The sequence below is a fragment of the Bradyrhizobium sp. LM2.9 genome, from assembly GCF_054056555.1.
In genome coordinates this window covers 6,466,417-6,489,171 of record NZ_JBSRYJ010000002.1, presented here as the reverse complement: position 1 = coordinate 6,489,171, position 22,755 = coordinate 6,466,417, and the positions used below count along the sequence as shown (strand labels likewise).

Sequence of the window (22,755 nt, the reverse complement as noted above, 5' to 3'; positions counted from 1 at the left end):
ATGGGCGACACGCGGCTTCTTGCGCGGAGAAGCTGGAAAAAAGCGAGAAATCGCAGGGTGGGTTACGCTGTCGGACTGCGCTTCGCACAGCCGCGAGCTAACCCACCACTACGAGAGCGATGCTAGCTCGCCTCCGCCAGCCTCACCGTCTCGCTGCTGCGATAGATCGCTAGATCCCGCGAGCCGACGAAGATCGCGCGCGGCTTCAGGCCGTAGAAGCGGCGGATCGAATGGCTGAAATGGGTGCTGTCGGGATAGCCGATATCCTGCGCGAGATGGGCGAGGTTGAGGTCCTGGTTGGCGAAGTGCAGCAGATGCCGCGCGCGCTTCCAGGCGCGAAAGGAGCGAAACGAGATGCCGGTCTCTTCCTTGAACAGATGCAGGAAACGCGAAGCGGAAAGTCCGGCGTCCGCCGCACATGTGTCCGCCGTCACGGGCTCGCCCGTGAAGCGGCCGATGCGCGCCACCGCACGCGTCACGCGCGGGTCGAGCACGCGCCGCGGCAGCGCTTCGCCAAAACACATCTCGTCAAATTCGGCGGTGGTGATGTCGCCGTAGCGGCGCTCGCGCAACAACGTGTAGGCGGCGAGAATCTTGCGGGCATAGACAGCCTGGTCGGGTCCGGTGAGCCGCGCGGCCAAGGCCTCGATCACGCCATCAGGCATGCTCTCCGGCTCCAGCGTCACGCTGATCGCCGTGCGGTAGTCGCTGGCAATGGAATGCCGCTGGTTCGGCAGGGTGACGAACAGCTCGCCGGTGGCGAGGACTTCGTCGAGCGTCAGATGCAGGCTACCTTTGACCGCGACATACACGTGGCAGCAGCCGGGCGTCCGCTTGCGGGGGCGGCCGAGCAGGCCGGCATAGAATACCCGCTCCGGCGTGATCAGCATCAAATGGTCGGATTCGCGACCGTTATCTTCCATTGGGATCCTCCTCGCGCGGCTCTTTGGCCGCTGCGGACGGAGGTCACCTTAGCGGAAATTTGGGCGCTGTCACGGCGCGGTAGCGCTGTCATGGAGCGTAAAACATCGGCGTTCCCGGACGTCCAGAGGACGAACCCGGAACCGGCAAGCAACAATTTCGTCCAGGCGACGGAGCTACGCCCTCACACGCGCCGCGATGTTCTGTTCGACTCCAGCCTTCTGCTCCGCAGCAACCGCACGTTTGAATCCATCGCGCTGCTGCAAGCACGCCCAATAACCTGCGACATTTGGCCCAAAGTCCTTGGCGAGCCCGATGTTGCTGGCGAGGCGGAGCGCATAACCAATGACAATGTCAGCGGCGGTGAAGCGACCCGCGCACAATGTTTCGGCATTGGCGGTCGCGGCCTCGACGGCGCGCAGCCGGCCCAGGAACCACTTTGCATAGTCGGTAGCGACCTGCGGATTGCGGCGCTCTTCCGGCTCGAGCTGGGTGTATCGGAGCACCAGCGTCTGCGGGAACGTTAACGTGGCGTCGCTGAAATACATCCAGTTCAGGAACGCGCCATAGGCGGGATCCTCAGGTCCCACCATCAGCGGCGTCGGCCCGTGCTTGATGCCGAGATAGTGGCAGATGCCGGACGATTCCGTCATCTTGGTCTCGCCGTCGACCAAAAAGGGAATCGTGCCCAGCGGATTGAGCGCGAGGTATTCCTTGGCGAAGACCCGCGGCGGGAACGGCAGCATCTTCAGTTCGTAGGGAAGTCCCATCTCCTCCAGCATCCAGAGTGGACGGAAAGAGCGCGCTGCGTCGCAGTGATAGAGCGTGATCATCAAGAGCTTCCTTTGCTGCCGGGCAGCGTGCCCATCATCTTGCACAGGACCATCAGCATGACCTCGTCCGCGCCGCCGCCGATCGAAGTCAGGCGGCTGTCGCGATAGGCACGGCTGACCGGCGTCTCGTTGGTAAAGCCCATTCCGCCCCAATATTGCAAGCAGGCGTCGGTAAGCTCGCGGCCGATCCGACCAGCCTTCAGCTTGGCCATGGTCGCAAGTTTTGTGACATCCTCGCCCGCCACCAGCGCCTCGGCGGCGCGGTAGATCAGCGCGCGCAGCAGCTCGACCTCGGTCTGCATCTCCGCCAGCTTGAAGTGAACGACCTGGTTGTCGAGGATCGACTTGCCGAAGGCTTTTCGGTTGCGGGTGTATTCGATGGTCTCGTTGATGATGTATTCGTGCGCCTTCAGGCAGGCCGCCGCACCCCAGAGGCGCTCCTCCTGGAACTGGATCATCTGGTAGGTGAAGCCCTTGCCCTCCTCGCCGATCCGGTTGCGCCTGGGCACGCGGACATTGTCGAAGAAGATTTGCGCGGTGTCGGAGGAGCGCATGCCCATCTTGTCGAGTTTTCGCGCGACAGTGACGCCCTTGGTCTTCATGGGCACGCAGATCAGCGACTTGTTGCGGTGGACGGGCCCGTCGCCGGTGTTGGCGAGCAGGCAGATCCAATCGGCCTGGGTGCCGTTTGTGATCCACATCTTGCCGCCATCGATGACGTAGTCGTCGCCGTCGGTGCGCGCATTGGTCTTGATCGAGGCCACGTCCGAGCCCGCGCCGGGCTCTGAGACGCCGATGCAGGCTACATAGTCACCGGAGATCGAGGGTACCAGGAATTCGCGCCGCACCTCGTCCGAGCCGAACCGCGCCAGCGCCGGCGTCGCCATGTCGGTCTGCACGCCGATCGCCATCGGCACGCCGCCACAGGTGATGGCGCCGAGTTCCTCCGCCATCAACAGCGCATAGGAATAGTCGAGGCCGGAGCCGCCGAATTCGACCGGCTTGTTCAGCCCCAGAAAGCCGAGGCTGCCCATCTTCCTGAACAGCTCGTGCGCCGGGAAGATCTCGGCCTTCTCCCACTCATCGACGTAAGGGTTGATCTCATTCGCGATGAATTTTTGCAAAGAGCGGCGGATCTCGTCGTGGTCGGCGGTAAACAGCATTTCTTCCTCTCGTCGTCACAACCCCATCTGCCGCGACGCCAGATCCTTCATGATCTCCTCGGTGCCGCCACCGATGGCGTTGACCTTGACCTCGCGGTAGATGCGCTCGGCCTTGATGCCGCGCATGAAGCCGGCGCCGCCGAAGATCTGCACGGCTTCAGAGGCGCAGAACGCCATGGTCTGGGTCGCCTGGTTCTTCATCATGCAGATTTCGGCGACCGGGCTTTCACCCTGCTCCAGCCGCCAGGCCAGCATCTCCAGCATCGCTTGCGATGCGGCGACCTTCTGCGCCATGTCGACGATCTTGTGGCGGATCACCTGGTGCTGCGCGAGCGGCTTTCCAAAAGTCTTGCGCTCCTTGGCGTAGGCAATCGCTTCGTCGAGGCACACGCGCGCGAAGGCGGTGCAGCCCGCCGCCATGCCCATGCGCTCGCTGTTGAAATTATGCATGATGATCTTGAAGCCCTGGCCTTCCTCCCCGATCAGGTTTTCCGCCGGTACGCGGCACGCGTCGAAATGCAGACTTGCGGTGTCGGAGGCCCACCAGCCCATCTTCTTCAGCTTTGTCCGCGCCAGGCCGGGCGTATCCCCCTCGATCAGGAGCAGGCTGACGCCGCCGGCACCCTCGCCGCCGGTGCGCACCGCAACGGTCAGATAGTCGGCGCGCATCCCGGAGGTGATGAAGGTCTTCTCGCCGCTCACGACGTAGTGATCGCCGTCGCGCCGCGCCTTGGTCCGGAGGCCCGCGACGTCAGAGCCGCCGCCTGGCTCGGTGATCGCGAGCGCGGAGATTTTCTCACCCGCGAGCACCCGAGGCAGCACACGCGCCCTAACCTCAGGGCGTGCCGCGCGCGCGATCGGCGGCGCACCGATGGTGTGGCTCATCAGGCTGGCGCTGATCCCGCCGGCGCCGGCCCGCGCCAGCTCCTGGCTGGCGACGATCTTCATGAACTGGTCAGCGGCGATCCCGCCATATTCCTCGGGGAATCCGAGCCCCAAGAGCCCGATCCCGGCCGCCTTGCGATAGAGCGCGCGGGGGAATTCGCCGGCCTCGTCCCACTCGTGGGCGAACGGCGCAATCTCCTTGTCGACGAAGCGGCGCATCATCTCGCGAAAGGCATCATGCTCGGCGGTATAGAACGGGCTTTTCATCGCACTCTCGCCTTGCTGGCGGATTCGTCTCGTCCACCATGGCCGGAACCCTGGCGGCTCACTTGCGCGGAGTGGCTGGCCGGGCCCCCCTCCGAGCAGGACCGGCCTAGCAACTCAACGCAAGACGATTTTCACCGCTCGCGCGCCAACTCCTGATCAAAAAAAGCGTGATGCACAAACTCCGGCTGGCCCCAGGGCCACGCCGGGCATGGTGCAGAGCAATAGGGACGCAGGCGGCACCAGACCGCCGAGGGAGGAATTTTTGGCCGTTCGTTACTACGACTGGATCGTCCATCATGGCCGCCGCACGCCGAACAAGGTTGCGGTGATTGATCTCGCGAGCGAGCGGCGCTTCACCTATGCGCAGCTGGATGCGCGTATTTCTCGTCTCGCTTCATTTTTGCGTCATACGCTGAAGGTCTCGCGCGGCGACCGCGTCGCGGTGCTGGCGCTGAACACGACCGATACGCTGGAGGTGCAGTTTGCCTGCGGCCGGCTCGGCGCGATCTTCGTGCCCCTGAACACTCGCCTCACCGTTCCCGAGCTTCAGTTCATTACCGGCGACTGTGCGCCGAAGGTGATGATCCACGATACCGATCTGGCCGAGACGGCGCTCGCAGTGGCGAGACTGTGCGGCGTCACCAGCAGCCTGCTGCTCGGGCCCGGCGGCCCTTACGAGGCCGGCATCGCGGCGGCAACGCCGCTCGAGGCAATCGAGGAGGTCACGCTCGATGATGTCTCGACCATCATGTACACGTCGGGCACCACGGGACATCCCAAGGGCGCGACCATCACCCATGGCATGACCTTCTGGAATTGCGTCAATCTCGGCGGCCCTGCCTGCATCGGGCCGTCCTCGGTGCTGCTCACCGTGCTGCCGCTGTTCCACACCGGCGGGCTGAATTGCTACACCAATCCGGTGCTGCACGCCGGCGGTGCCGTGATGATCATGCGCGCCTTCGATCCCGGCACGGCGCTCGGCCTGATCAACGATCCCGCGCAGGGCATCAACGTGTTCTTCGGCGTGCCCGCGATCTACCAGTTCATGGCGCAGCATCCGGCGTTCGCGACCACCGATCTCGGCCGGCTGATCGTCGGCGGTGTCGGCGGCGCTCCGATGCCGGTACCTCTGCTCAAGGTGTGGGAGGCGCGCGGCGTCGCGCTCCAGCAGGGCTACGGCATGACTGAGACCTCGCCGGCCGTGCTGGTGCTCGACCGCGAGGATGCGGCACGGAAGGCCGGCTCCGCCGGCAAGCCGGTGCTGCACACGGAAGTGCGCATCGTGCGTCCCGATGGCAGCGACGCCGATGTCGGCGAGCTCGGTGAACTCTGGGTCAAGGGACCGAATATCACGCCCGGCTACTGGAACAAGCCCGAGGCGAACAAAACGTCGTTCACCGACGGATGGCTGCACACCGGCGACGCGACACGCGTCGACGACGAAGGCTTCTACTATATCGTCGACCGCTGGAAGGACATGTACATCTCCGGCGGCGAGAACGTCTATCCGGCCGAGGTCGAGAACGTCCTACACCAACTCAACGCCATCGCGGAAGCCGCCGTGATCGGCGTGACCGACGCGCAATGGGGCGAGGCCGGCCTCGCCATCGTCGCGGTCAAGCCGGGCCAAAAGCTGACCGAGGCCGATGTGTTCGCGCATTGTGCGGCGAATCTCGCGCGATTCAAATGCCCGCGACAGGTTCACTTCGTCGACGCGCTGCCTCGCAACGCCACCGGAAAAATCCACAAGCCGACGTTGCGCAAGGAGTTTTCGGTGGCCTCGGAAGTCGACAAGAAAGCCGCCAACGCCTGATCAAAGCGCCCCACTCGCGGGCGCTTTTCTTTTTTCGACGTGCCTGCTCCAACCCGCAAGAACCCCAAGGAATTTCAAGGAATTTTCATGAACAAGAAACTCTCCCTGCTTGCCGCAGCAACGGCGTTGGCGCTGCTCACAACCCAAACCGCGTATGCGCAAAAAGCGTACGACACCGGTGTCACCGACACCGAGATCAAGATCGGCAATGTCGAGGCCTATTCCGGCCCGGCTTCCGCCTACGGCGTCATCGGCAAGACCGAGGAAGCCTATTTCAGGATGATCAACGATCAGGGCGGCATCAATGGCCGCAAGATTAACTGGATCTCCTACGATGACGGCTACTCGCCGCCGAAGACCGTTGAGCAGATCCGCAAGCTGATCGAGAGCGACGAGGTCTTCCTGGTGTTCAACGCACTGGGCACGCCGACCCAGACCGCCGTGCAGAAATATCACAATTCCAAGAAGGTGCCGCAACTGTTCCTCGCCACAGGTGCCAGCAAGTGGAACGATCCGAAGAACTTTCCCTGGACCATGGGCTTCCAGCCCAGCTACCGCGTCGAGGCACAGATCTTCGCCAAGTATATTTTGAAGGAGAAGCCGGACGCGAAGGTCGCGATCTTCTATGCCAATGACGATTTCGGCAAAGACTACCTCGCCGGCATCAAGGACGTGTTCGGCGACAAGGCATCGAAAATGATCGTGGCGGAAGAGAGCTACGAGACATCGGAGCCTTCGATCGATGCCCATATCGTCAAGCTCAAGGGCACCGGCGCCGACGTCTTCGTCAACATCGCGACCCCGAAGTTTGCGGCACAGGCGATCAAGAAGATCGCCGAACTGGAGTGGAAGCCGATGCATCTCATGACCGATGTTTCGGTGTCGATCGGCGCGGTGATGAAGCCGGCCGGCCTCGAGGCATCCGAAGGTGTGCTGTCGGCCGGCTACCTGAAGGACGCTTCGGATCCGCAGTGGAAGCACGATGAGGGCATGAAGAAATTCATGGTCTTCGTCGACAAATACATGCCCGGTGCAAACATTTCGGACGCCAATCTGGTGTACGCCTATGCCGCGGCCCAGACCATGGTGCAGGTGCTGAAGCAGTCGGGCGACAATCTGACCCGTGAGAACGTGATGAAGCAGGCCGCGAGTCTCAAGGACTTCGTCCCCGACACGCTGATCCCGGGCATCAAGATCAACACCTCGTCCACGGACTTCGCGCCGATCGAGCAGCTCAAGATGTGGCGGTTCAAGAAGGGCCAGTGGGAGCTGTTCGGCGATATCATCAGCGCCGAGACAGGCGGCTAGTTCGACTGAAAATACATGCAGATGCAGAATAGCGGCCGAAGGGCCGCTATTCTCTTGCGGCGCATTCAGCCTGCGGGATGTCCTGGCCGACGTCGATCGCCACGATGGGACAGGCCGAGGCGACGCGAATCTCCGAGACCCCTGAGCACGGGGCATGACCACGCAAGAGTGGCGATGCCGGTTGGCGGAAAATCGACACTCAGCGTGTAGCTGTCGCAACCGGTCACGATCGCTTCGGGATCGATCGGCGCGCCGTCGAGGTAGAAATGCGTTCCGATCCTGTCAAGTGGCGCGCGAAGCGCAGGGCTCCGAAGGCGGACGGTGTTGTGGCCCGGCTCTCCCTTGATCCGCACGGCAGCCTGCGGCTCGCTCCAGCGGAACGTGTGACTTGACCCGACGCGCTTCAGCGCGGTCAAGACCGCGCGCGCGTGCGGCCGCGAGACGCGCTGCTGTGCGCGCGCCGAGAAGCACTGATCCAGCACCTTGCGCCAGGGATGTTGCTTCATGCCGAACTCGATGTCGGCCTGGTACATGGCGGCCTCTGCCACGCCAGGACAGCTCCCACTGCCCGCGATGATATTCGAGGGGGATGATGACGGAGAACAGCGGCGATTCACCGCCGCAGGGTGCGGGCACGTCCTGCATGCCTTCTTTCATAGACGCTTGCAATGCCATTCCGGACTAGTTCTCGCGGACTATGCCGACAGAAACAGCGCGAACGATTCGTCGACCGTGCGACGCAGATGCTTTTGGTACAATTCATGATTGGCGTCGCCGGGCGCGACCCGTCCCAGCGAGGGCTTCGGGAAGTTCCGGAGCGGCACGTAGGCGATCGGCGCTGCGATCGGCGTCAGCTGCGAGCCGGGGCCGGCGCGGAGCGTCGATATGATTCCGTACATCTCGCCCGCAACCGTCGGCCGCGACACTGTGATCACGCGATGCTGGCCGTGCTTGATGATGACGAGATAGATGAAGCCGGACTGATGCGGCACCGCGACCTCGCCGGTGTGCTCATAGGCGGCATCGGTCCGCTCACCCTCGCGGAATACCAGTGAAGAGACCTTTGGCTCCCAGACGATCTCGGTGCGGTAGGCGAAGATTGCGTCCTTGTCGCCGAACGACGGGCGCAGCGTGATGTAGACGTCCTCGATCCAGGTCACCGCGCGATGGGCATAGGAGCCGAGGCTGTCGGGCGCGACATCGCTTGCGGCCGGAGGCGTCGCCACGACGGGACTCTTGCGCAAGGAGACGCCCAGCGCCTGCTCCAGCCGCACCGTGGTCGCCAGCGTGAACGGCCGCCGACCGCCGAGCACCTTCTCCAGCGTCGACAGGCTGAGCTTGGCCTGCTCGGCCAGCGCCTGCCGCGAGATCCGGCGTCTGGCGAGCTCCTCGCGAATGATCTCCGCAATCTCGCGGCTCTGCTCGTCCGAAAGCTGCTTGTCGGCGAATTTGTCTTGGGTCTGCATCGTGGCCCCGCTCCAGGACGGCCATTCTAGCAGGGCGGACAAACCAGCACAAAACCACACTTGGCTGCCGCAGAGGCGGCCAACGCGGGCCAGCCGCGGCGGAACATTGCCGATCATTCTGCTCGCGAAATCGGGCCGTCCCGGCGGATGCTGAGAACCAGCAAACATGCTGTGGGAGCAGGCCAAATGGACACCTACGACACGATGGAGAGCGACGAGCACCCCATGCTGGGGCGGCTGATCAAGGTCGGATTGTTTCTTCTGGTGCAGGGCATCGCGGTGGCGCTGGTCGCCTTCGTGGCGCTGCTGGTGAGCTTCGAGCCGGGCTGGTCGGCGACGACGGAGCAGGCCAGCCTGCTCCAGCCCGGCGACGCCAAATCCGGATCTCTCCTCCTGAAGGAGGACGGCGCCTACACCGAAGCGATCCGCCTCGGCATCGACGTCGACATCACGGTATCGGGCCCGACGCTGCGCTCCCGCGTCACTCAAGTCTTCCGCAACCCGACCAGCGACTGGGTCGAGGCGACCTATGTCTATCCGCTCCCCACCGGCGGTGCCGTCGATACGCTGAAGATGGTGGTCGGCGACCGCGTCATCATCGGCGACATCAAGGAGCGGCAGCAGGCGCGCGTGATCTATGAAGAGGCGCGCCGCGCCGGCCGGAAGGCCGCGCTCACCGAACAGGAGCGGCCGAACATCTTCACCAACTCGGTCGCCAATATCGGCCCCGGCGAAACCGTGCTGGTGCAGATCGAATATCAGGAGCCGGTGCACCAATCCGGCAACGAATATTCGCTGCGCCTGCCGCTGGTGGTCGGACCACGCTACAATCCGACGCCGATCGTCCAGAGCGCCGACTTCCGCAACGACGGCTCCGGTTGGGGCGCGACGAATGCGGACCCGGTGCCGGACCGCGACCGTATCTCCCCGCCCGTGCTGGATTCCGCCAGGAATGCGCCGGTCAATCCGACCAGCATCACGGTAAGCCTGAATGCCGGCTTTACGCTCGGCGAGGTCAAGAGCCCGCACCATAACGTCAAGGTCGCGAGCCCGGACGACACGACGCGAATCGTCACGCTTGCTGACGGTGCCGTGCCTGCCGACCGCGATTTCGAACTGACCTGGAAGCCGGCCGCTGTAAAGGCGCCGTCGGTCGGTCTGTTCCGCGAACGCGTCGGCGACGCCGATTATTTACTCGCCTTCGTCACTCCGCCCACCGCCGAGCAGGCAACGCAGAAGCCACTGCCGCGCGAAGTGGTGTTCGTGATCGACAATTCCGGCTCGATGGGCGGCACGTCGATCGTCCAGGCCAAGGCGAGCCTCACCTACGCGCTCTCCCGTCTCCAGCCGACCGACCGTTTCAACGTCATCCGTTTCGACGACACCATGGACGTGCTGTTTCCGGCCTCCGTGCCGGCGGATGCCGCGCGCGTCGGTGAAGCCACCTCGTTCGTCAGTGCGCTGCAGGCGCGTGGCGGCACCGAGATGGTGCCGGCGATGCGGGCCGCGCTGACCGACAAGCTCGGCGATACCGGCATGGTTCGCCAAATCGTGTTCTTGACCGACGGCGCGATCGGCAACGAGCAGCAATTGTTCGAAACGATTACGGCGATGCGCGGCCGCTCGCGCGTGTTCATGGTCGGCATCGGGTCCGCGCCCAACACCTATCTGATGACGCGCGCCGCCGAGCTCGGTCGCGGTGCCTTCACCCATATCGGCTCCGTCGAGCAGGTCGAGGAGCGCATGCGCGGCCTGTTCGCCAAACTCGAGAACCCGGCCGTGACCGGCCTCAGCGCAAAGTTCTCCGAAGCCAAGGCCGACGTCACGCCGGCGATCATTCCCGACGTCTATCGCGACGAGCCGCTGGTGCTGGCGGCAAAGCTCGACAAGCTCGCGGGCTCGGTCGAGATTAGGGGCCGCGTCGGCGACCGCCCATGGGCGGTGACGCTGCCGCTGCAAAATGCAGCCGAAGGCAAAGGCCTGTCGAAGCTCTGGGCCAAGCGCAAGATCGACGACGCCGAAGTGGCGCGCACCCTGCGCGAGAAGACTCCCGAAGACTGCGACAAGGCGATCCTGGCGCTGGCGCTCGACCATCAGATCGTCACGCGGCTCACCAGCCTCGTCGCGGTGGACAAAACGCCGAGCCGTCCCGAAGGCGAGCCGCTCAAGCTCAGCGAATTGCCGATCAACCTGCCCGCCGGCTGGGATTTCGCGAAGGTCTTTGGCGAACGACCGCAGGTCCCGACGCAGCTCCGCGAACGTCACGCCGATGCGCGCAACCAGCCGGCCACGAGGCGGCCGACGCCCACCGCACCGGATGCGATCCGACTGCCCAAGACCGCGACATCGGCCGAGTTGAAGATGATCGCAGGCCTGATGCTGGTCGTGCTCGCCCTGATCCTGTTCTTGTTCGACCGACGTCAGACCTTGCTCACTGACGTCGCTTGAGAGAGGAGCCCCCCGATCTCCTCTGTTAGCGCGCGCGGCTGCCCGTCCCACACCAAAGGCCGCGCGCGCCTTTTTTGAACACGCCGCCTCAACCGAATTCGTCATTGCGAGCGAAGCGAAGCAATCCAGAAATCCCTCCAGGGACGCAGTCCGGATTGCTTCGTCGCTTCGCTCCTCGCCATGACGGGAAAATGTGCCATGCCCCGCTTCATCTCTCCCCTGGTTCTCGCGCTGATCGGCGTCATCCTGTTCGGCGACGGCGCCTATATCCATGCCAAAGCGTGGCTCGCGCAGGTGCTGCTGGAGCACGCGTTCGACCGGAGCGTTGCGACCGGCGAGGTGGTCAAGCCATGGTCATGGGCCGATACCTGGCCGGTCGCGCGGATCGAGGTGAGGCGGATCGGCGCCAGCGCGATTGTGCTGGAAGGTACCAGCGGCCAGGCGCTTGCTTTTGGGCCCGGCCATATCCGCCAAACGGCTGACGCGGGCGAGCGGGGTGTTGCCGTATATGCAGCGCACCGCGACACTCATTTCCGTTTCCTGCGGAATGTCGCCATTGGTGATGTGATCGATGTCACACGCAGTGACGGTGAACACTTTCGCTATCGCGCGGATTCCTCCGCTGTGGTTCGCTTCGATGCCTCGGGCATCGATCCTGCGGCACGGGATGCCGAACTCGTGCTCGCCACCTGCTGGCCGTTCGACGCCGTCACGTCCGGTCCGGAGCGCTACATCCTTCATGCCACCTTGATCGGAGCTGCCGCCCCATGACGGGCAAGGCGTTGCGATATGCCGAATACATTCCGCAAGAGAAGATGTTCTGGCGCAAACGCGTGTGGGACAGGATCGGGCCCATCGACGAGAGCTTACACTACGCGATGGATTGGGACTTCATCCTGCGGGCGCAAGCCGCGGGATTCAAATTCGCACGCCTGCCGCGCCTTCTCGCCTGCTTCCGAATCCATGATGCACAGAAGACGGCATCCACCTATGCGGTCGGCGTCAGGGAAATGGGCATTCTGCGGCGGCGCGTTCTCGGCTTCGATCCGACACAGATGCAGATCCGACACGCAATCGCTCCCTATCTCGCAAAGCAGCTGGCCTCTCAGTACGCCTGCAAGCTCGGGATACTGAAATACTTAACGACAACGCGGACCGCGTTCCGAGCGCGTCGATCACCGACGCTTGATGCATCGCTCATTCCATCGCGCGGCATTAACACGCTTACGGTTGCCACTCCCAACAACTCCCCATAGAACAGCGTGACGCGCCGCCAAGAACAACAACAGGTGAGGTCACGCCATGGAAGCCCCGGTGTCTGCTGCGTCCGTTTCTCCGCGCCCGTGGTCTCCACCGCCCGATGCGAACGATATCGTCAAGGGCATCCACGCCATGCTGCACCCGCACAACATCGTGCTGGTGGGCGCGACCGACAAGCCCGGCAACTATGCCGAGCGCATCTGGAACAATCTGGTCAAATACGGCTACGAGGGCGGGCTCTATCCGGTCAACACCAAACGCGACAGCATCTGGGGCGTCCCCTGCTACAAGGACTTTGCCAGCCTCCCGGAAAAGCCCGATCACGTGCTGGTGCTGGTGCCGGCGCGGTTTGCCGTGCAGGTGATCCGCGACGCCGCCGCCGCCGGCGCGCGCTCGGCCACCATCGTCACCTCAGGTTTCAGCGAGTTGCAGGATGAGGGGAGCCAGAAGCTCGCCGCTGAACTGCAAGCGGCCGTGCGCGAGACGGGATTGGCGGTCACCGGCCCGAACTGCCTCGGCAATTTGAGCGCCGGCGAAAAGCTCTTCACCAATATCGACGACCGTATCGTCACCATGGAACAGGGCGCGGTGGCGATTGCCGGACAATCGGGCGCCATCGTCATGGCGATCCGCCAGGCACTGGAAGATCGCGGCGTCGGGGTCGGCTACATGGTGACGACCGGCAACGAGGCCGGGCTCGATACGCCGGACCTGATGCGTTATTTCGCCGAGGATCCGAGCATCAAGGTGATCGTGGTCTACCTCGAAGGCGTGCGCAACACCAAGGCATTCCGGGACGCCTGCAAGGCGGCGCGCGCCGCGAGCAAACCGGTGATCGCGCTCAAGCTCGGGGCGTCCGAGGGTGGCCGCGCGGCGGCGATGGCGCACACCGGCGCGCTCGCGGGCTCGATCGAGACGTTCGACGCCATCGCAACGCGCGAAGGAGTCATCAGGGTCGGCGGGCTCGACGAGCTGATCGAAGCCACCGAATGCTTCGTCCACGCCGCGGTGCCCGAAGGCGACCGGCTTGCCGCGGTGACGCTATCCGGCGGCAAGCGCGGCATGCTGCTCGACGCCTTCTATGCCGCAGGCCTGAATTTTGCGCCGCTAAGCCCGCACGTCGGCTCCGAGCTGGCAAAAATGCTCGGCCCAGGCTCGATCGTCGGCAATCCGCTCGACGCCGGCTTTGCGGCGGTGGTCGATCCCTCCGTCTACATGAAATCGATCGAGCTGATGATCGAAGACCCCGATATCGATATCGTCATCGTCGATGCGGAGCTGCCAAAGGCGCCGCACGAGCTGCGCGAGCGCAACCTGCGCATCGTCAACGAAATGGCGAGCCGGGCCGGCAAGCCGGTGATCTATATCAGCGCGATGTCGATCGGCTTCACCGAGTTCACCAAGACCTTGCGCAAATCGCTGCCGCATCTCGCTGTCATGCAGGGCATGGATCGCGCGGTGACCGCGATCAAGTCGCTGCTCGACTACGCCAAACTGCGCAAGGAAGTGCCCGATATCGTCTCGAGCTCGAAGCCTGCCGCGCGTGCCGTGCTCGAGAAGGCGCTGAAATCGGCAACCGGCGCCGCGCTCGACGAGGTCGCCTCCAAGAGGCTCCTGAAGGCCTATGGCATCCCGATCTCGAAGGAGGCAATCGCACAGACGGCAGCCGAGGCCGTGAAGATCGCCAAGCAGATCGGCTTCCCTGTCGTGGCCAAACTCGTCAGCGCCGAGATTCTGCACAAATCAGACATCGGCGGCGTGGTGCTGAATCTCAACAACGCGGCCGAGGTCAAAAAGGCGTTCGCCGACATCACCGCGCGGGTGAACAAGCTGAAGGGCAAACCGAAGCTTGACGGCATTCTGATCGCGCAACAGGTCAAGGCCGATCTCGAGCTCGTGGTCGGGGCCTCGCTCGATGCCGAAATGGGTCCGGTCGTGCTGTTCGGCACCGGCGGCATCGACATCGAGCTGATGAAGGACGTGGCGCTCGCCGGTGCGCCACTGGACGAGGCCGAGGCGCGGCTTCTGATCGGCCGCACCAAGGCCGGCATCAAGATGCGTGGGTATCGCGGCAAGCCGGCCTTGCACGAGGCCTCCGCGGTGAAAGCGCTGGTCGGCCTGTCCAATCTGATCGCGGACGCCGGCGACCGGATCGCCTCGATCGACGTCAATCCGTTCCTGATCAATGCCAAAACAGGCGTCGCCGTCGATGCCCTGATCGTGCTGAACAATGCTGCGGCCAAACGCGCCACCGGGCATTGATGTCGCGTAGGGCGGATTAGCGCAGCGTAATCCGCCAATACTTGCGACAAACGCGAGAGGAAGTGGCGGGTTACGCTTCCCTAACCCGTCCCACTTAGGATTACGGCCGCAGCATCATCCTTCCAACTTCCCCGCTTTGGCCGTAAAATCACCCTGCATGGCACGCGCGAGCAATCTGGTGATCGGAACGGCGACGCTGGCGGTGATCGCCGTGGCGTTCGGCGGCCTGCTTGGCGTGCAGAAATGGCGCACCGCCCAGAGCCGCAGCCAGTTGCGCGTGGTGTTCGAGGGCGGTTCGGCCAGCGGACTGCGCCGCGGCGGGCCGGTCAATTTCGACGGTGTTCCCGCCGGCCAGATCCTGTCGATCAAGCTCGACAATCCCCGCAAGGTCGTGGCGCTCGTGTCGCTCGATAATGCAGCGCCGATCCGCAAGGACACTGTGGCCGGCATCGAGTTCCAAGGCCTTACCGGCGTCGCCGCGGTGTCGCTGATCGGCGGCGCCCCCTCCGCTCCGCCGGTGCCGCTCGACGCCGACGGCATCCCCGTGCTGACCGCCGATCTCAGCGACGCCGAATCCATCGTCGACACCCTGCATAGTGTCGATCGCACCATCGTCAGCAACGCCCCGGCGATCAAGGAGGGCCTGCGCACGTTCGAGAACTACACCGCCGATCTCAGGAGCAAGGGCGGCGAAATCGATTCCGTCATGGCCAAGGTCGACAGCGCTTTCGCGGGCTTCGACAAGGCGGTCACAAAGATCGAGGGCGTAGTGCCCGGCTTCGCCGATGGCAAGGCGGATGAGCTGTTCGAAAAGATACAGGGATTGCACGAGCTCGCCGACACCATGAGAAAGAAATCGGCGAATTTCCTCGAGGACATCCGTCGCTCGCTGCTCGACGTCAGCGAGGCCGCCAACAAGATGAGCGGGACGTCCGCCCCCGCCGCCGCCCCGCGCCCGCCGCGCAAGCCTACGCAGCAGAAGCGGTAAAGCCTACCAGGCGTAGCGAACGACACCTTTGCCGGCGTAGGAGCGGGTGACGTTCGAGAACTCGCCCTCGAAGGTCGCCGACGCAGACCAGCCGTTCATCCAGCTCATCTGCACCGCCGCTGTGGTCAGCGCGGAATCGTGCGCCTGAGCGGCGCCGTTCACCACGAATGCCGATCCCGGCAACGTCTGGAAGACCGCACCGACGGTGCGATCCGGATTGTAGTCATGCGCCCAGGCGACGCGGCCGCGCAGAGTCATCAGGCCGCCGGCCGCGGCGAATGACTTGTCCGCGCGCAGGCCGAGCTCGGTGCGGGTGCTGGTCACGTCCTTGGCGGCATAATTCAGCGCGAAGACGTTGCTGCCGACCACCGCGAACTCTGAATAGCTCGGAAGGCTGAACACGGTGGCCTGGAGCGCCGCATAGGGCGTGAGGCCGATCCACTGCGAGGCATGGCGATAGCCGCCCTCGATACGGCCCGAGAGCGCGTTGGCGTTGAACTGCGCACGCAACTGATCGACACCCGCGGCGGTGACGATGCGGTTGGTCGTGACGTCCTGCCAGCCATAGGCCAGCGCGGCCGTGATATAGGCTGGTCCGGCGGTATGACGCACGAAGACGCCGGCCTGGAACAGATCGGAGCGGCCCCAGCCGAGCCCGTTGACGTTGAAGCCGGTCGCCCCGCCCGCAAGCGCAAAGCCGGCGATCGTCGACGGCGAGAAGCGGTAGTCGAGGCCGACGGCGGTCCCGTAGACGCTGCTGCTGGTGTTGTTTGAGCCGAGGCCGGCATTGCCGTCGCTGGTCTGCGAGCCACCATAGCCGGCAGCCCACACGTCCCAACGTTGTTCGAAATTCGCCGGCGGCGCCTTGCGATAGATCGAGGCAAGGGCGTCGCGTGCGCTCTTGCCGGTCGCGGCATACGCGTTCGCGCTCGTCTCGTCGGCGAAGGGCGTCGCACCCGGCGTCCCGCTACGCCCCGAGCCAAACACGTCGGTGAGCAGGCCGAGGAACAGGTTCATCGCGCTGAAGGTCGCCTGCTGCGAACCCGTCGCCGGCTCGCCGGAGGCCTGTGTCAGGCCGGCCGGGCCGAGGCCCGCGAATTCCGCTTGCAGAAAGCCGTTCGCGTTGAAGAAATTCTGAAGCGTGGTGGCGACGTTCTTCTGATTGACGTTGAGGGCGTATTTCGCGCCATAGTCCAGTGTGAAATTGAGATAGACAGTGCCGGCAGGATCTACGGTCGTCGTACCAATCAGGCCGCCGGGAGCGGCGACACCGGCAAAGTTATCGGTGGCAGCGCCGGAAAACTGCATGATCTTGTATTGCGGCAAGATGGTGCTGCCAGCGTACAGCGAGACGCCGACGGTGCCATTCAGGCCGGCGTTGCCGAAAACATTGGCAAAGCTGGCGGTGGTTCCGCTACCGACCTGCACGAGGTAGAGCGCGCCAGACTGGAACGCGAGGTCACCGAGAACCGCCATGCTCGAGCCCGGCCCGCCGTCGCCGGGCGCATAGATGCCGCCGGCAGCAATGGTGGTGTTACCGACGATCCCGGCGCCGAACAGTGCGCCGCCCGCCTTCACGGTGGTCAGGCTCGATTGGGAGATGTCACCATCGACTCGCAGGATGCCGCCATTCACCGTCGTGGTACCGGTGTAGGTATTGGTGCCGGAGAGGATCAGCGTTCCGCTCCCTACTTTTTCAAGAGAGCCGGAGCCGATGAAACCGCACCCGCAGGGATCGTAGTCGCCGATGACCCCGTCGACCAGCATCGAGCGATTATTGCTACCGACGGCGAGCGTGTTGCCACCGCCGATATAGTAGGTGCCATTGCCTTCGATCGAACCGGCCGTGATGCGTCCGTCACCATGCGGGCCGAGGCTGATCCCAAAGTCAACGATGCCTGTGCCGGTGGTGATGAAGCGCGCGTTGCCGCCTGTGGAATTGTCGTAGAACTTGGTCGCGCCGCCATCCTTGGTGATGATGGTGGCATTGCCGGCCGTCGACAATGCGCCGAAAGCGGTCTGGCCGTCGACATCGTTTATGATTGTTGCGTTGTCGGCGGTCGCGGTGCTTCCCGGCACGGCGCCGAAGCTCGTGCCGCCAAAGTCCTTGTTCACGATGGTCGCCGAGCCCGCCGAGGCTTGATCGATGAATGCGGTGATGCCGCCACTCTGGTTGGTGATGCTGGCCGAACCTGCATTGGTCCGGCCAAAGAAGCCGATCGAGCCATCATTGGTGATGGTCGCCCGGCCGGCCGTGGCGGTGTCGATCCCGGTCCCGAACGGATCGCCAAAGTACAGCTGGCCGTTGTTGGTGATGATCATAGAGCTGGCGGAGGTCGCGTTGAGGAACATCGTCACGCCAGACAATCCGTTCAGGAGCGACGTGATGCCCGACGTGTCGGCATTGACGACATTGAAGAGACCGTCGTTGACGACGGCACCGATGATGCTCGCGGTGTGGGTCGCGTCGCCAAGCTGCAACGCCGCGCAAGCGCAGATGAAAGTGTCGCCGGCATAGGTGTTGGCGCCGATCAGCGCCAGGATCCCGGGCCCTTGGACGTTGATCCCGCCGCTACCGGTGATGCGCGAGGCGATCACGGCCGACGGATCCGCCGTGCCGGTGACATCGTTGGTGAAGATCATGGTGCCGCCCGAGGCTAGCCGGAGGTCGCCGCCCTGGATGGTGTAGACCGAATTGTCGGCGGTGAGGTCGAAACCCACGAGACCAGTGAGCTGGACGCCACTTGGCGCGACCGTCACGGTGCCGGCCGTGGCCGGTGTCGAGACTCCCGAGTAGCCGAATATCGTGCCGGCTGACGCAGGATCGTAGGCGCTGCTGGTCGAACCGAAGACGTCGCTCCAATTCGTGATGGTCGTGTCCCACACCCCGCCGCCGCCGTTGATGGCACCGTTCGGAGTGGTCTGCGATCCGTTGAAGACCTGCTGCGCGCCGGCGGGGTGCGTCGACAAGCAGAGGCCGAACAGAACCGCAACGACGGACGACCCGGCAGCACCCATGCGCAGCCGGTTCTGTCCGCCCGACTGCGATCGAAACTCCACCCCAGCGCCCTCGTTAGCGGCGCCTCAGCCGCGCCGCCGGCAAACTAAGCGACTAGTTCCCTCCGTCAAACTACGGAATCCGCGGAATGGCTGTCCGAGGTACAATTTGGGTTGATTCAGCAGATGATGTTGCAACCGCGCCACGGTTTTGCACCATAAATTCGCATTCCACACGCGTGGTCCTGCGTCAGAATGTCTACGCGCGTGTACGGCCGTTCACATTGATGGCTGGCAGCCCAGAGCGACGTTCGTCGCCAGCCATGGCGTCTTCAACTTCAATCGGCATAGGAGCGCGGAGATGGTATCTCCGCGTCCCCTGCCACACCACCCGGCATGCGGGTCCGCACCGGGCGGTTCGATGGGTCGAGGTCAACTGGCAAGTTTGGGGACTCCCAGCTGTTTGAAGTGGTTGTTCGGCAGCGGTTTGCACACCTGCGCGAGGCTTCGTCCGGCACTGCGCCGGGTCAGCTCGCGCACGCGCTGTTTCATGCGCGCGATGGCCTATGGCGCCAATGGTGACGTCGAGATAGTGCTGCTTGCCGGCACCAGCGAGCTCGGCCTCACCACCCGCGAAGGCGAGGTGCTGGCCTGGCTCAGCAAAGGCAAAACCAACCGCGACATCGTGCAGATTCTGGGCTTGAGCCCGCGCACGGTCGACAAGCATCTGGAGCAGATCTACGCCAAGCTCGGCGTGGAGAACCGCACCGCCGCGGCGGCGATTGCGACCAATGCGACGCGGCGGAATTCGTAGTCTTGCTACGAATGAGGTGCGACGTTGCCAGTCGAATAAATGGCGTCGTCCGCCGCTAGCACAAGCTATCCTCACCCATACACAAACGCCGCGTCATCCAGATCCGTCTTCGGGATTTCGTCCTTCTCGGTCCAGTAGTCCTGGCTGTGCTGCCATTCCGGCTTGTCGCCGCGCTTCGGCAGCAGGTCCATGTTGCGCATCATGTAGCCCGGGTTGAAGTTTTCCGGATCGATCCAGGGCAGGATCGGCATGTTGTGGTCCTCAGGGCGCAAGCTCACCTCGACCTTCTTCGCGCCCTTCCCCTTCATGTGTCCGATCAGGCGACAGACGAAGTCGGCGACGAGATCGACGCGCAGCGTCCAGCTGGCGCGGAAATAGCCGAACACCCAGACCAGGTTCGGCACGCCCGTAAACATCATGCCGCGATAGGTCACGGTGTCGCCGAAGGCCAGCGGCTTACCGTCGATCTCGAAGGCGATGTCGCCGAGAGCTGCGAGATGGAAGCCGGTCGCCGTGACGATGATGTCCGCTTCCAGCACTTTGCCGGATTTGAGCTGGATACCGTTCTCGACGAAGCACTCGATCTCGTCGGTGACGACGGACGCCTTGCCGCTGGCGATACCCTTGAACAAATCGGCATCGGGCACGAAGGCGATGCGCTGCCGCCACGGCCGGTAGCTTGGTGTGAAATGTGTGTCGACATCGTAGTCCGGACCGAGCACCGCGCTGATCTGGCCGATCAGCTCCTGCTTCACCTGCTCGGGTTTTGACAGGCAAAGCTTGGTGAACGCGTCCTGCTCGAACAGGATTTTGCGCCGGACAATCTCGTGGATCCATTCCTCGTCGACCTGAAGCCTGCGCAGCTCCTCCGCGATCTCGATAGCGTTGCGGCCGAGGCGAAAATAGGTCGGCGACCGCTGCAGCATGGTGACATGCGCGCATTTGTCCGCAATATTCGGAACCAGCGTTGCGGCCGTCGCGCCCGAGCCGATCACGACGACCTTCTTGTTCGTGAGGTCGATATCTTCAGGCCAGGTCTGCGGATGAACGATGCGGCCCTTGAAGCGGTCCGTGCCCTTCCATTCCGGCGTGTAGCCTTCCGAATGGCGGTAATAGCCCTGGCACATCCAGAGGAAGTTCGCCGTGAAAGTTTTCGATTCGCCGGTGTCGGTCGTCACCGCCTCGATGGTCCAGAGATTCTGCTCGCTCGACCAGCTCGCCGAAATGATCTTGTGCTTATAGCGGATGTGGCGGGCGATATCGTTGTCGTCGATCACCTCGTTCATGTAGGTGAGGATTTCCTCGGCGGTTGCGATGGGCGGTCCGACCCAGGGCTTGAAGCTATAACCGAAGGTGTGGAGATCGCTGTCCGAGCGGATGCCGGGATAGCGATGCGTGGTCCAGGTGCCGCCGAACGTCGCCTGCGTTTCCAGGATGACGAAGCTCGCGCCCGGAAGCTGCTTTGTCATGTGATAGGCGCTGCCGATGCCAGAGATGCCGGCGCCGACGATCAGCACATCGAAATGTTCAGAAGCTTGTTTGGTCGTGACGTGACTGCGAACAGCGACATTCATTGTTGCTACTTGCCTTGCTTGTTTTTGTGGCCGCCCTTGACCGAACGGCGCGTTTCCTCCGCGACGGGCGTGGTCGCCCATCGCGCTTCCGCTTTAAAATGGCATAGACCAAATCGCGGTCAAATCACAGCGCCGCACCCCAGCCCCGCGCGGTCTGCAATATCCAGTCGCGATAGAGCGTGAGCGGCGTGACCCCGGTCAATCCGCCGCAGCCGGCGGCGCCGTTCGGCCCGGTGGACCAACTGATGACGCCGACAAGCACAGGCCCGTTCGGCTTGTCCTCGAACACCGGGCCGCCGGAATCGCCGGTGCAGGCGCCAATTCCGTCGCGAACACCGTTAGTTACCGGATCGACCAGCCGGATCTGGAGCGTGCCGGGCTGCCCTGTGGCAACGAGACCGGCGACACGCGTCACACCGCCACTCTTGCCATCGCCGCGCACGGTGACGCCGATGCCGGCGACGACGAAGCGGCTGCCGGCCTGGATCGGAATAGTCGGCGCGCCGACCGGCACCGTCGATTTTCCCTTGAGTGGAATTTCCAGTTGCAGCAATGCCACGTCCGCGGTGGCGCGGTGCGCCTGCATCGCCTGCATGTTGAAGTTCGGATGGATCGCAACGGTGCGCACATTCAGTAATTGCGGCTGACCGTCGGCACCGCGATCGACAATCTTGTAGTCCGCGCCGGGCTGCACGCAGTGGGCGACCGTCAGCACCAGCTTTGGCGCGATCAGGCTGCCCGTGCAGAAATTACCGCGCGAGCCGACGATGGTGACGACTGCGCGCGTGCGCGGCACCATCGGTCTGCGGCGTGCCGCCACCCACGATGGCATAAGCGGGCGTGGCGAGCAGCAGAGCGGCTGTGATGAGGGTTGCAAGCTTCTTCATGGGAACACGCTTTGGCGTCGGTGAATGCGGAGGATCGCTTCGGACTGGTCCTTGCCGATAGCGCATGCTAGCGCTCTTGGAAAGGAATTGACGAGGGCAGGGCAGTGACGATCGAGGCTGTGATCTTTGATTTTGGCGGTGTGCTGACGAGTTCGCCATTCGAAGCCTTCGCGCGGTACGAGGCGGAACGCGGCCTGCCCATCGACATCATCCGGCGTACCAACGCCGCCAATCATCTGGAGAATGCCTGGGCCAAGTTCGAGCGCGCCGAGGTCGATATCGACACATTCGACAAGCTGTTCGCGACGGAGTCACTCGCGCGCGGCGCGGAAGTGCGCGGGCGTGACGTCCTGCCGCTGCTGCAGGGCGATCTGCGCCCCGAGATGGTCGAGGCACTGAAGCGCATCAAGACGCAATTCAAGACCGGCTGCATTACCAACAATTTGCCGGCCAATGCGATCGGCAGCATGACCGGCCGCTCACTCTATGTCGCCGAGGTGATGGTGCTGTTCGACCATGTCATCGAGTCCGCCAAGATCGGCCTGCGCAAGCCCGATCCACGCATTTATCAGCTGATGGTCGAGACGCTGAAGGTTGATCCGAACAACTGCGTCTATCTCGACGATCTCGGCGTCAATCTGAAGCCGGCACGCGAGATGGGCATGAAAACGATCAAGGTCACCAGCGGCGCCCAGGCGATCGCCGAACTGGAAGCCGCGACGGGATTGAAGCTGAGCTAGCGACGCTTACAACTCCTCATCCTGAGGAGCGCGCCCTTGCGCGCGTCTCGAAGGATGAAGGCCCCGCTCGTGCCCCTCGCCCTTCGAGACGCCACGCAAGCGCGGCTCCTCAGGGTGAGGGATTACACA

At 63.7% G+C, this 22,755-nt stretch carries 15 protein-coding genes and 3 pseudogenes; 9 read left to right on the top strand and 9 right to left on the bottom strand.

The genetic code is table 11. The features are described 5' to 3' along the window. Positions 1 to 122 precede the first annotated feature (122 nt). From ACVWW3_RS33305 to ACVWW3_RS33290, 4 genes are all read right to left on the bottom strand, one after another. A complete protein-coding gene (locus ACVWW3_RS33305; protein WP_456651850.1) occupies positions 123 to 923 on the bottom strand; it encodes a helix-turn-helix domain-containing protein in 801 nt (266 codons plus the stop codon). Positions 924 to 1,097: 174 nt separating this feature from the next. Next, complete coding sequence (locus tag ACVWW3_RS33300) at positions 1,098 to 1,754, bottom strand: glutathione S-transferase family protein (protein ID WP_456651851.1); 657 nt, start codon at positions 1,752 to 1,754, stop codon at positions 1,098 to 1,100. Then, positions 1,754 to 2,917 (bottom strand): acyl-CoA dehydrogenase family protein, encoded by a 1,164-nt coding sequence (locus tag ACVWW3_RS33295; RefSeq protein ID WP_456651852.1) that lies wholly within the window; start codon positions 2,915 to 2,917, stop codon positions 1,754 to 1,756. The genes ACVWW3_RS33300 and ACVWW3_RS33295 overlap by 1 nt, the downstream gene beginning before the upstream one ends. 15 nt (positions 2,918 to 2,932) lie before the next feature. Next, positions 2,933 to 4,069 carry an acyl-CoA dehydrogenase family protein gene (locus tag ACVWW3_RS33290; protein WP_456651853.1) on the bottom strand — a complete coding sequence of 379 codons (1,137 nt, stop codon included), beginning with the start codon at positions 4,067 to 4,069 and terminating at the stop codon, positions 2,933 to 2,935. Positions 4,070 to 4,331: 262 nt separating this feature from the next. On the opposite strand from ACVWW3_RS33290, the gene ACVWW3_RS33285 reads away from it, so the two are divergent. Together ACVWW3_RS33285 and ACVWW3_RS33280 are read left to right on the top strand one after the other, a co-directional pair. After that, complete coding sequence (locus ACVWW3_RS33285) at positions 4,332 to 5,882, top strand: acyl-CoA synthetase (RefSeq protein ID WP_456651854.1); 1,551 nt, start codon at positions 4,332 to 4,334, stop codon at positions 5,880 to 5,882. 87 nt (positions 5,883 to 5,969) lie between these two features. Next, positions 5,970 to 7,190 carry an ABC transporter substrate-binding protein gene (locus ACVWW3_RS33280; RefSeq protein ID WP_456651855.1) on the top strand — a complete coding sequence of 407 codons (1,221 nt, stop codon included), beginning with the start codon at positions 5,970 to 5,972 and terminating at the stop codon, positions 7,188 to 7,190. 65 nt (positions 7,191 to 7,255) lie between these two features. Here the strand turns inward: ACVWW3_RS33280 and ACVWW3_RS33275 are convergent, their stop codons facing one another. Together ACVWW3_RS33275 and ACVWW3_RS33270 are read right to left on the bottom strand one after the other, a co-directional pair. Continuing rightward, positions 7,256 to 7,738 (bottom strand): hypothetical protein, encoded by a 483-nt coding sequence (locus tag ACVWW3_RS33275; protein ID WP_456651856.1) that lies wholly within the window; start codon positions 7,736 to 7,738, stop codon positions 7,256 to 7,258. 147 nt (positions 7,739 to 7,885) lie between these two features. After that, positions 7,886 to 8,656, bottom strand: a complete 771-nt coding sequence (locus ACVWW3_RS33270; protein WP_456651857.1) for a helix-turn-helix transcriptional regulator — start codon at positions 8,654 to 8,656, stop codon at positions 7,886 to 7,888. A 186-nt stretch (positions 8,657 to 8,842) separates the two neighbouring features. Here ACVWW3_RS33270 and ACVWW3_RS33265 point away from each other — a divergent pair, with 186 nt between their 5' ends. The 5 genes and pseudogenes from ACVWW3_RS33265 to ACVWW3_RS33245 all read left to right on the top strand — a co-directional run bounded on the left by ACVWW3_RS33265 (position 8,843) and on the right by ACVWW3_RS33245 (position 15,614). Then, the gene (locus ACVWW3_RS33265) at positions 8,843 to 11,104 is read left to right on the top strand and encodes a marine proteobacterial sortase target protein (protein WP_456651858.1); all 2,262 of its coding nucleotides are present in this window, start codon (positions 8,843 to 8,845) and stop codon (positions 11,102 to 11,104) included. A 198-nt stretch (positions 11,105 to 11,302) separates the two neighbouring features. Continuing rightward, a complete protein-coding gene (locus ACVWW3_RS33260; RefSeq protein ID WP_456651859.1) occupies positions 11,303 to 11,875 on the top strand; it encodes a class GN sortase in 573 nt (190 codons plus the stop codon). Then, positions 11,862 to 12,243 (top strand): annotated as a pseudogene (locus ACVWW3_RS33255) (glycosyltransferase); the annotation flags it as partial. The gene ACVWW3_RS33260 and the pseudogene ACVWW3_RS33255, both read left to right, overlap by 14 nt. Before the next feature lie 163 nt (positions 12,244 to 12,406). Next, complete coding sequence (locus ACVWW3_RS33250) at positions 12,407 to 14,626, top strand: acetate--CoA ligase family protein (protein WP_456672274.1); 2,220 nt, start codon at positions 12,407 to 12,409, stop codon at positions 14,624 to 14,626. A gap of 157 nt (positions 14,627 to 14,783) precedes the next feature. Next, entirely contained in the window at positions 14,784 to 15,614 is an 831-nt protein-coding gene (locus ACVWW3_RS33245; RefSeq protein WP_247442144.1) for an MlaD family protein, read from the top strand. 3 nt (positions 15,615 to 15,617) lie between these two features. Here the strand turns inward: ACVWW3_RS33245 and ACVWW3_RS33240 are convergent, their stop codons facing one another. After that, complete coding sequence (locus ACVWW3_RS33240; RefSeq protein ID WP_456672434.1) at positions 15,618 to 18,632, bottom strand: autotransporter outer membrane beta-barrel domain-containing protein; 3,015 nt, start codon at positions 18,630 to 18,632, stop codon at positions 15,618 to 15,620. 586 nt (positions 18,633 to 19,218) lie between these two features. Here ACVWW3_RS33240 and ACVWW3_RS33235 point away from each other — a divergent pair. Then, positions 19,219 to 19,425, top strand: a pseudogene (locus ACVWW3_RS33235) (response regulator transcription factor); the annotation flags it as partial. A gap of 71 nt (positions 19,426 to 19,496) precedes the next feature. Here the strand turns inward: ACVWW3_RS33235 and ACVWW3_RS33230 are convergent. Together ACVWW3_RS33230 and ACVWW3_RS33225 are read right to left on the bottom strand one after the other, a co-directional pair. Next, the gene (locus ACVWW3_RS33230) at positions 19,497 to 20,999 is read right to left on the bottom strand and encodes a flavin-containing monooxygenase (protein WP_456651862.1); all 1,503 of its coding nucleotides are present in this window, start codon (positions 20,997 to 20,999) and stop codon (positions 19,497 to 19,499) included. A gap of 124 nt (positions 21,000 to 21,123) precedes the next feature. After that, positions 21,124 to 21,886: pseudogene (locus ACVWW3_RS33225) on the bottom strand (S1 family peptidase). A 104-nt stretch (positions 21,887 to 21,990) separates the two neighbouring features. Between ACVWW3_RS33225 and ACVWW3_RS33220 the strand changes: the two are divergent. Then, on the top strand, positions 21,991 to 22,626 hold the full coding sequence (locus ACVWW3_RS33220; RefSeq protein WP_456651864.1) for an HAD-IA family hydrolase: 636 nt from the start codon (positions 21,991 to 21,993) through the stop codon (positions 22,624 to 22,626). Positions 22,627 to 22,755: the final 129 nt, after the last annotated feature.

What these genes read in the sequence shown, in the direction of transcription:
- ACVWW3_RS33305 (WP_456651850.1), bottom strand. Translation starts at nt 923, where the DNA reads ATGGAAGATAACGGTCGCGAATCCGACCATTTGATGCTGATCACGCCG.
- ACVWW3_RS33300 (WP_456651851.1), bottom strand. Translation starts at nt 1,754, where the DNA reads ATGATCACGCTCTATCACTGCGACGCAGCGCGCTCTTTCCGTCCACTC.
- ACVWW3_RS33295 (WP_456651852.1), bottom strand. Translation starts at nt 2,917, where the DNA reads ATGCTGTTTACCGCCGACCACGACGAGATCCGCCGCTCTTTGCAAAAA.
- ACVWW3_RS33290 (WP_456651853.1), bottom strand. Translation starts at nt 4,069, where the DNA reads ATGAAAAGCCCGTTCTATACCGCCGAGCATGATGCCTTTCGCGAGATG.
- ACVWW3_RS33280 (WP_456651855.1), top strand. Translation starts at nt 5,970, where the DNA reads ATGAACAAGAAACTCTCCCTGCTTGCCGCAGCAACGGCGTTGGCGCTG.
- ACVWW3_RS33270 (WP_456651857.1), bottom strand. Translation starts at nt 8,656, where the DNA reads ATGCAGACCCAAGACAAATTCGCCGACAAGCAGCTTTCGGACGAGCAG.
- ACVWW3_RS33265 (WP_456651858.1), top strand. Translation starts at nt 8,843, where the DNA reads ATGGACACCTACGACACGATGGAGAGCGACGAGCACCCCATGCTGGGG.
- ACVWW3_RS33260 (WP_456651859.1), top strand. Translation starts at nt 11,303, where the DNA reads ATGCCCCGCTTCATCTCTCCCCTGGTTCTCGCGCTGATCGGCGTCATC.
- ACVWW3_RS33250 (WP_456672274.1), top strand. Translation starts at nt 12,407, where the DNA reads ATGGAAGCCCCGGTGTCTGCTGCGTCCGTTTCTCCGCGCCCGTGGTCT.
- ACVWW3_RS33245 (WP_247442144.1), top strand. Translation starts at nt 14,784, where the DNA reads ATGGCACGCGCGAGCAATCTGGTGATCGGAACGGCGACGCTGGCGGTG.
- ACVWW3_RS33240 (WP_456672434.1), bottom strand. Translation starts at nt 18,632, where the DNA reads ATGGGTGCTGCCGGGTCGTCCGTCGTTGCGGTTCTGTTCGGCCTCTGC.
- ACVWW3_RS33230 (WP_456651862.1), bottom strand. Translation starts at nt 20,999, where the DNA reads ATGAATGTCGCTGTTCGCAGTCACGTCACGACCAAACAAGCTTCTGAA.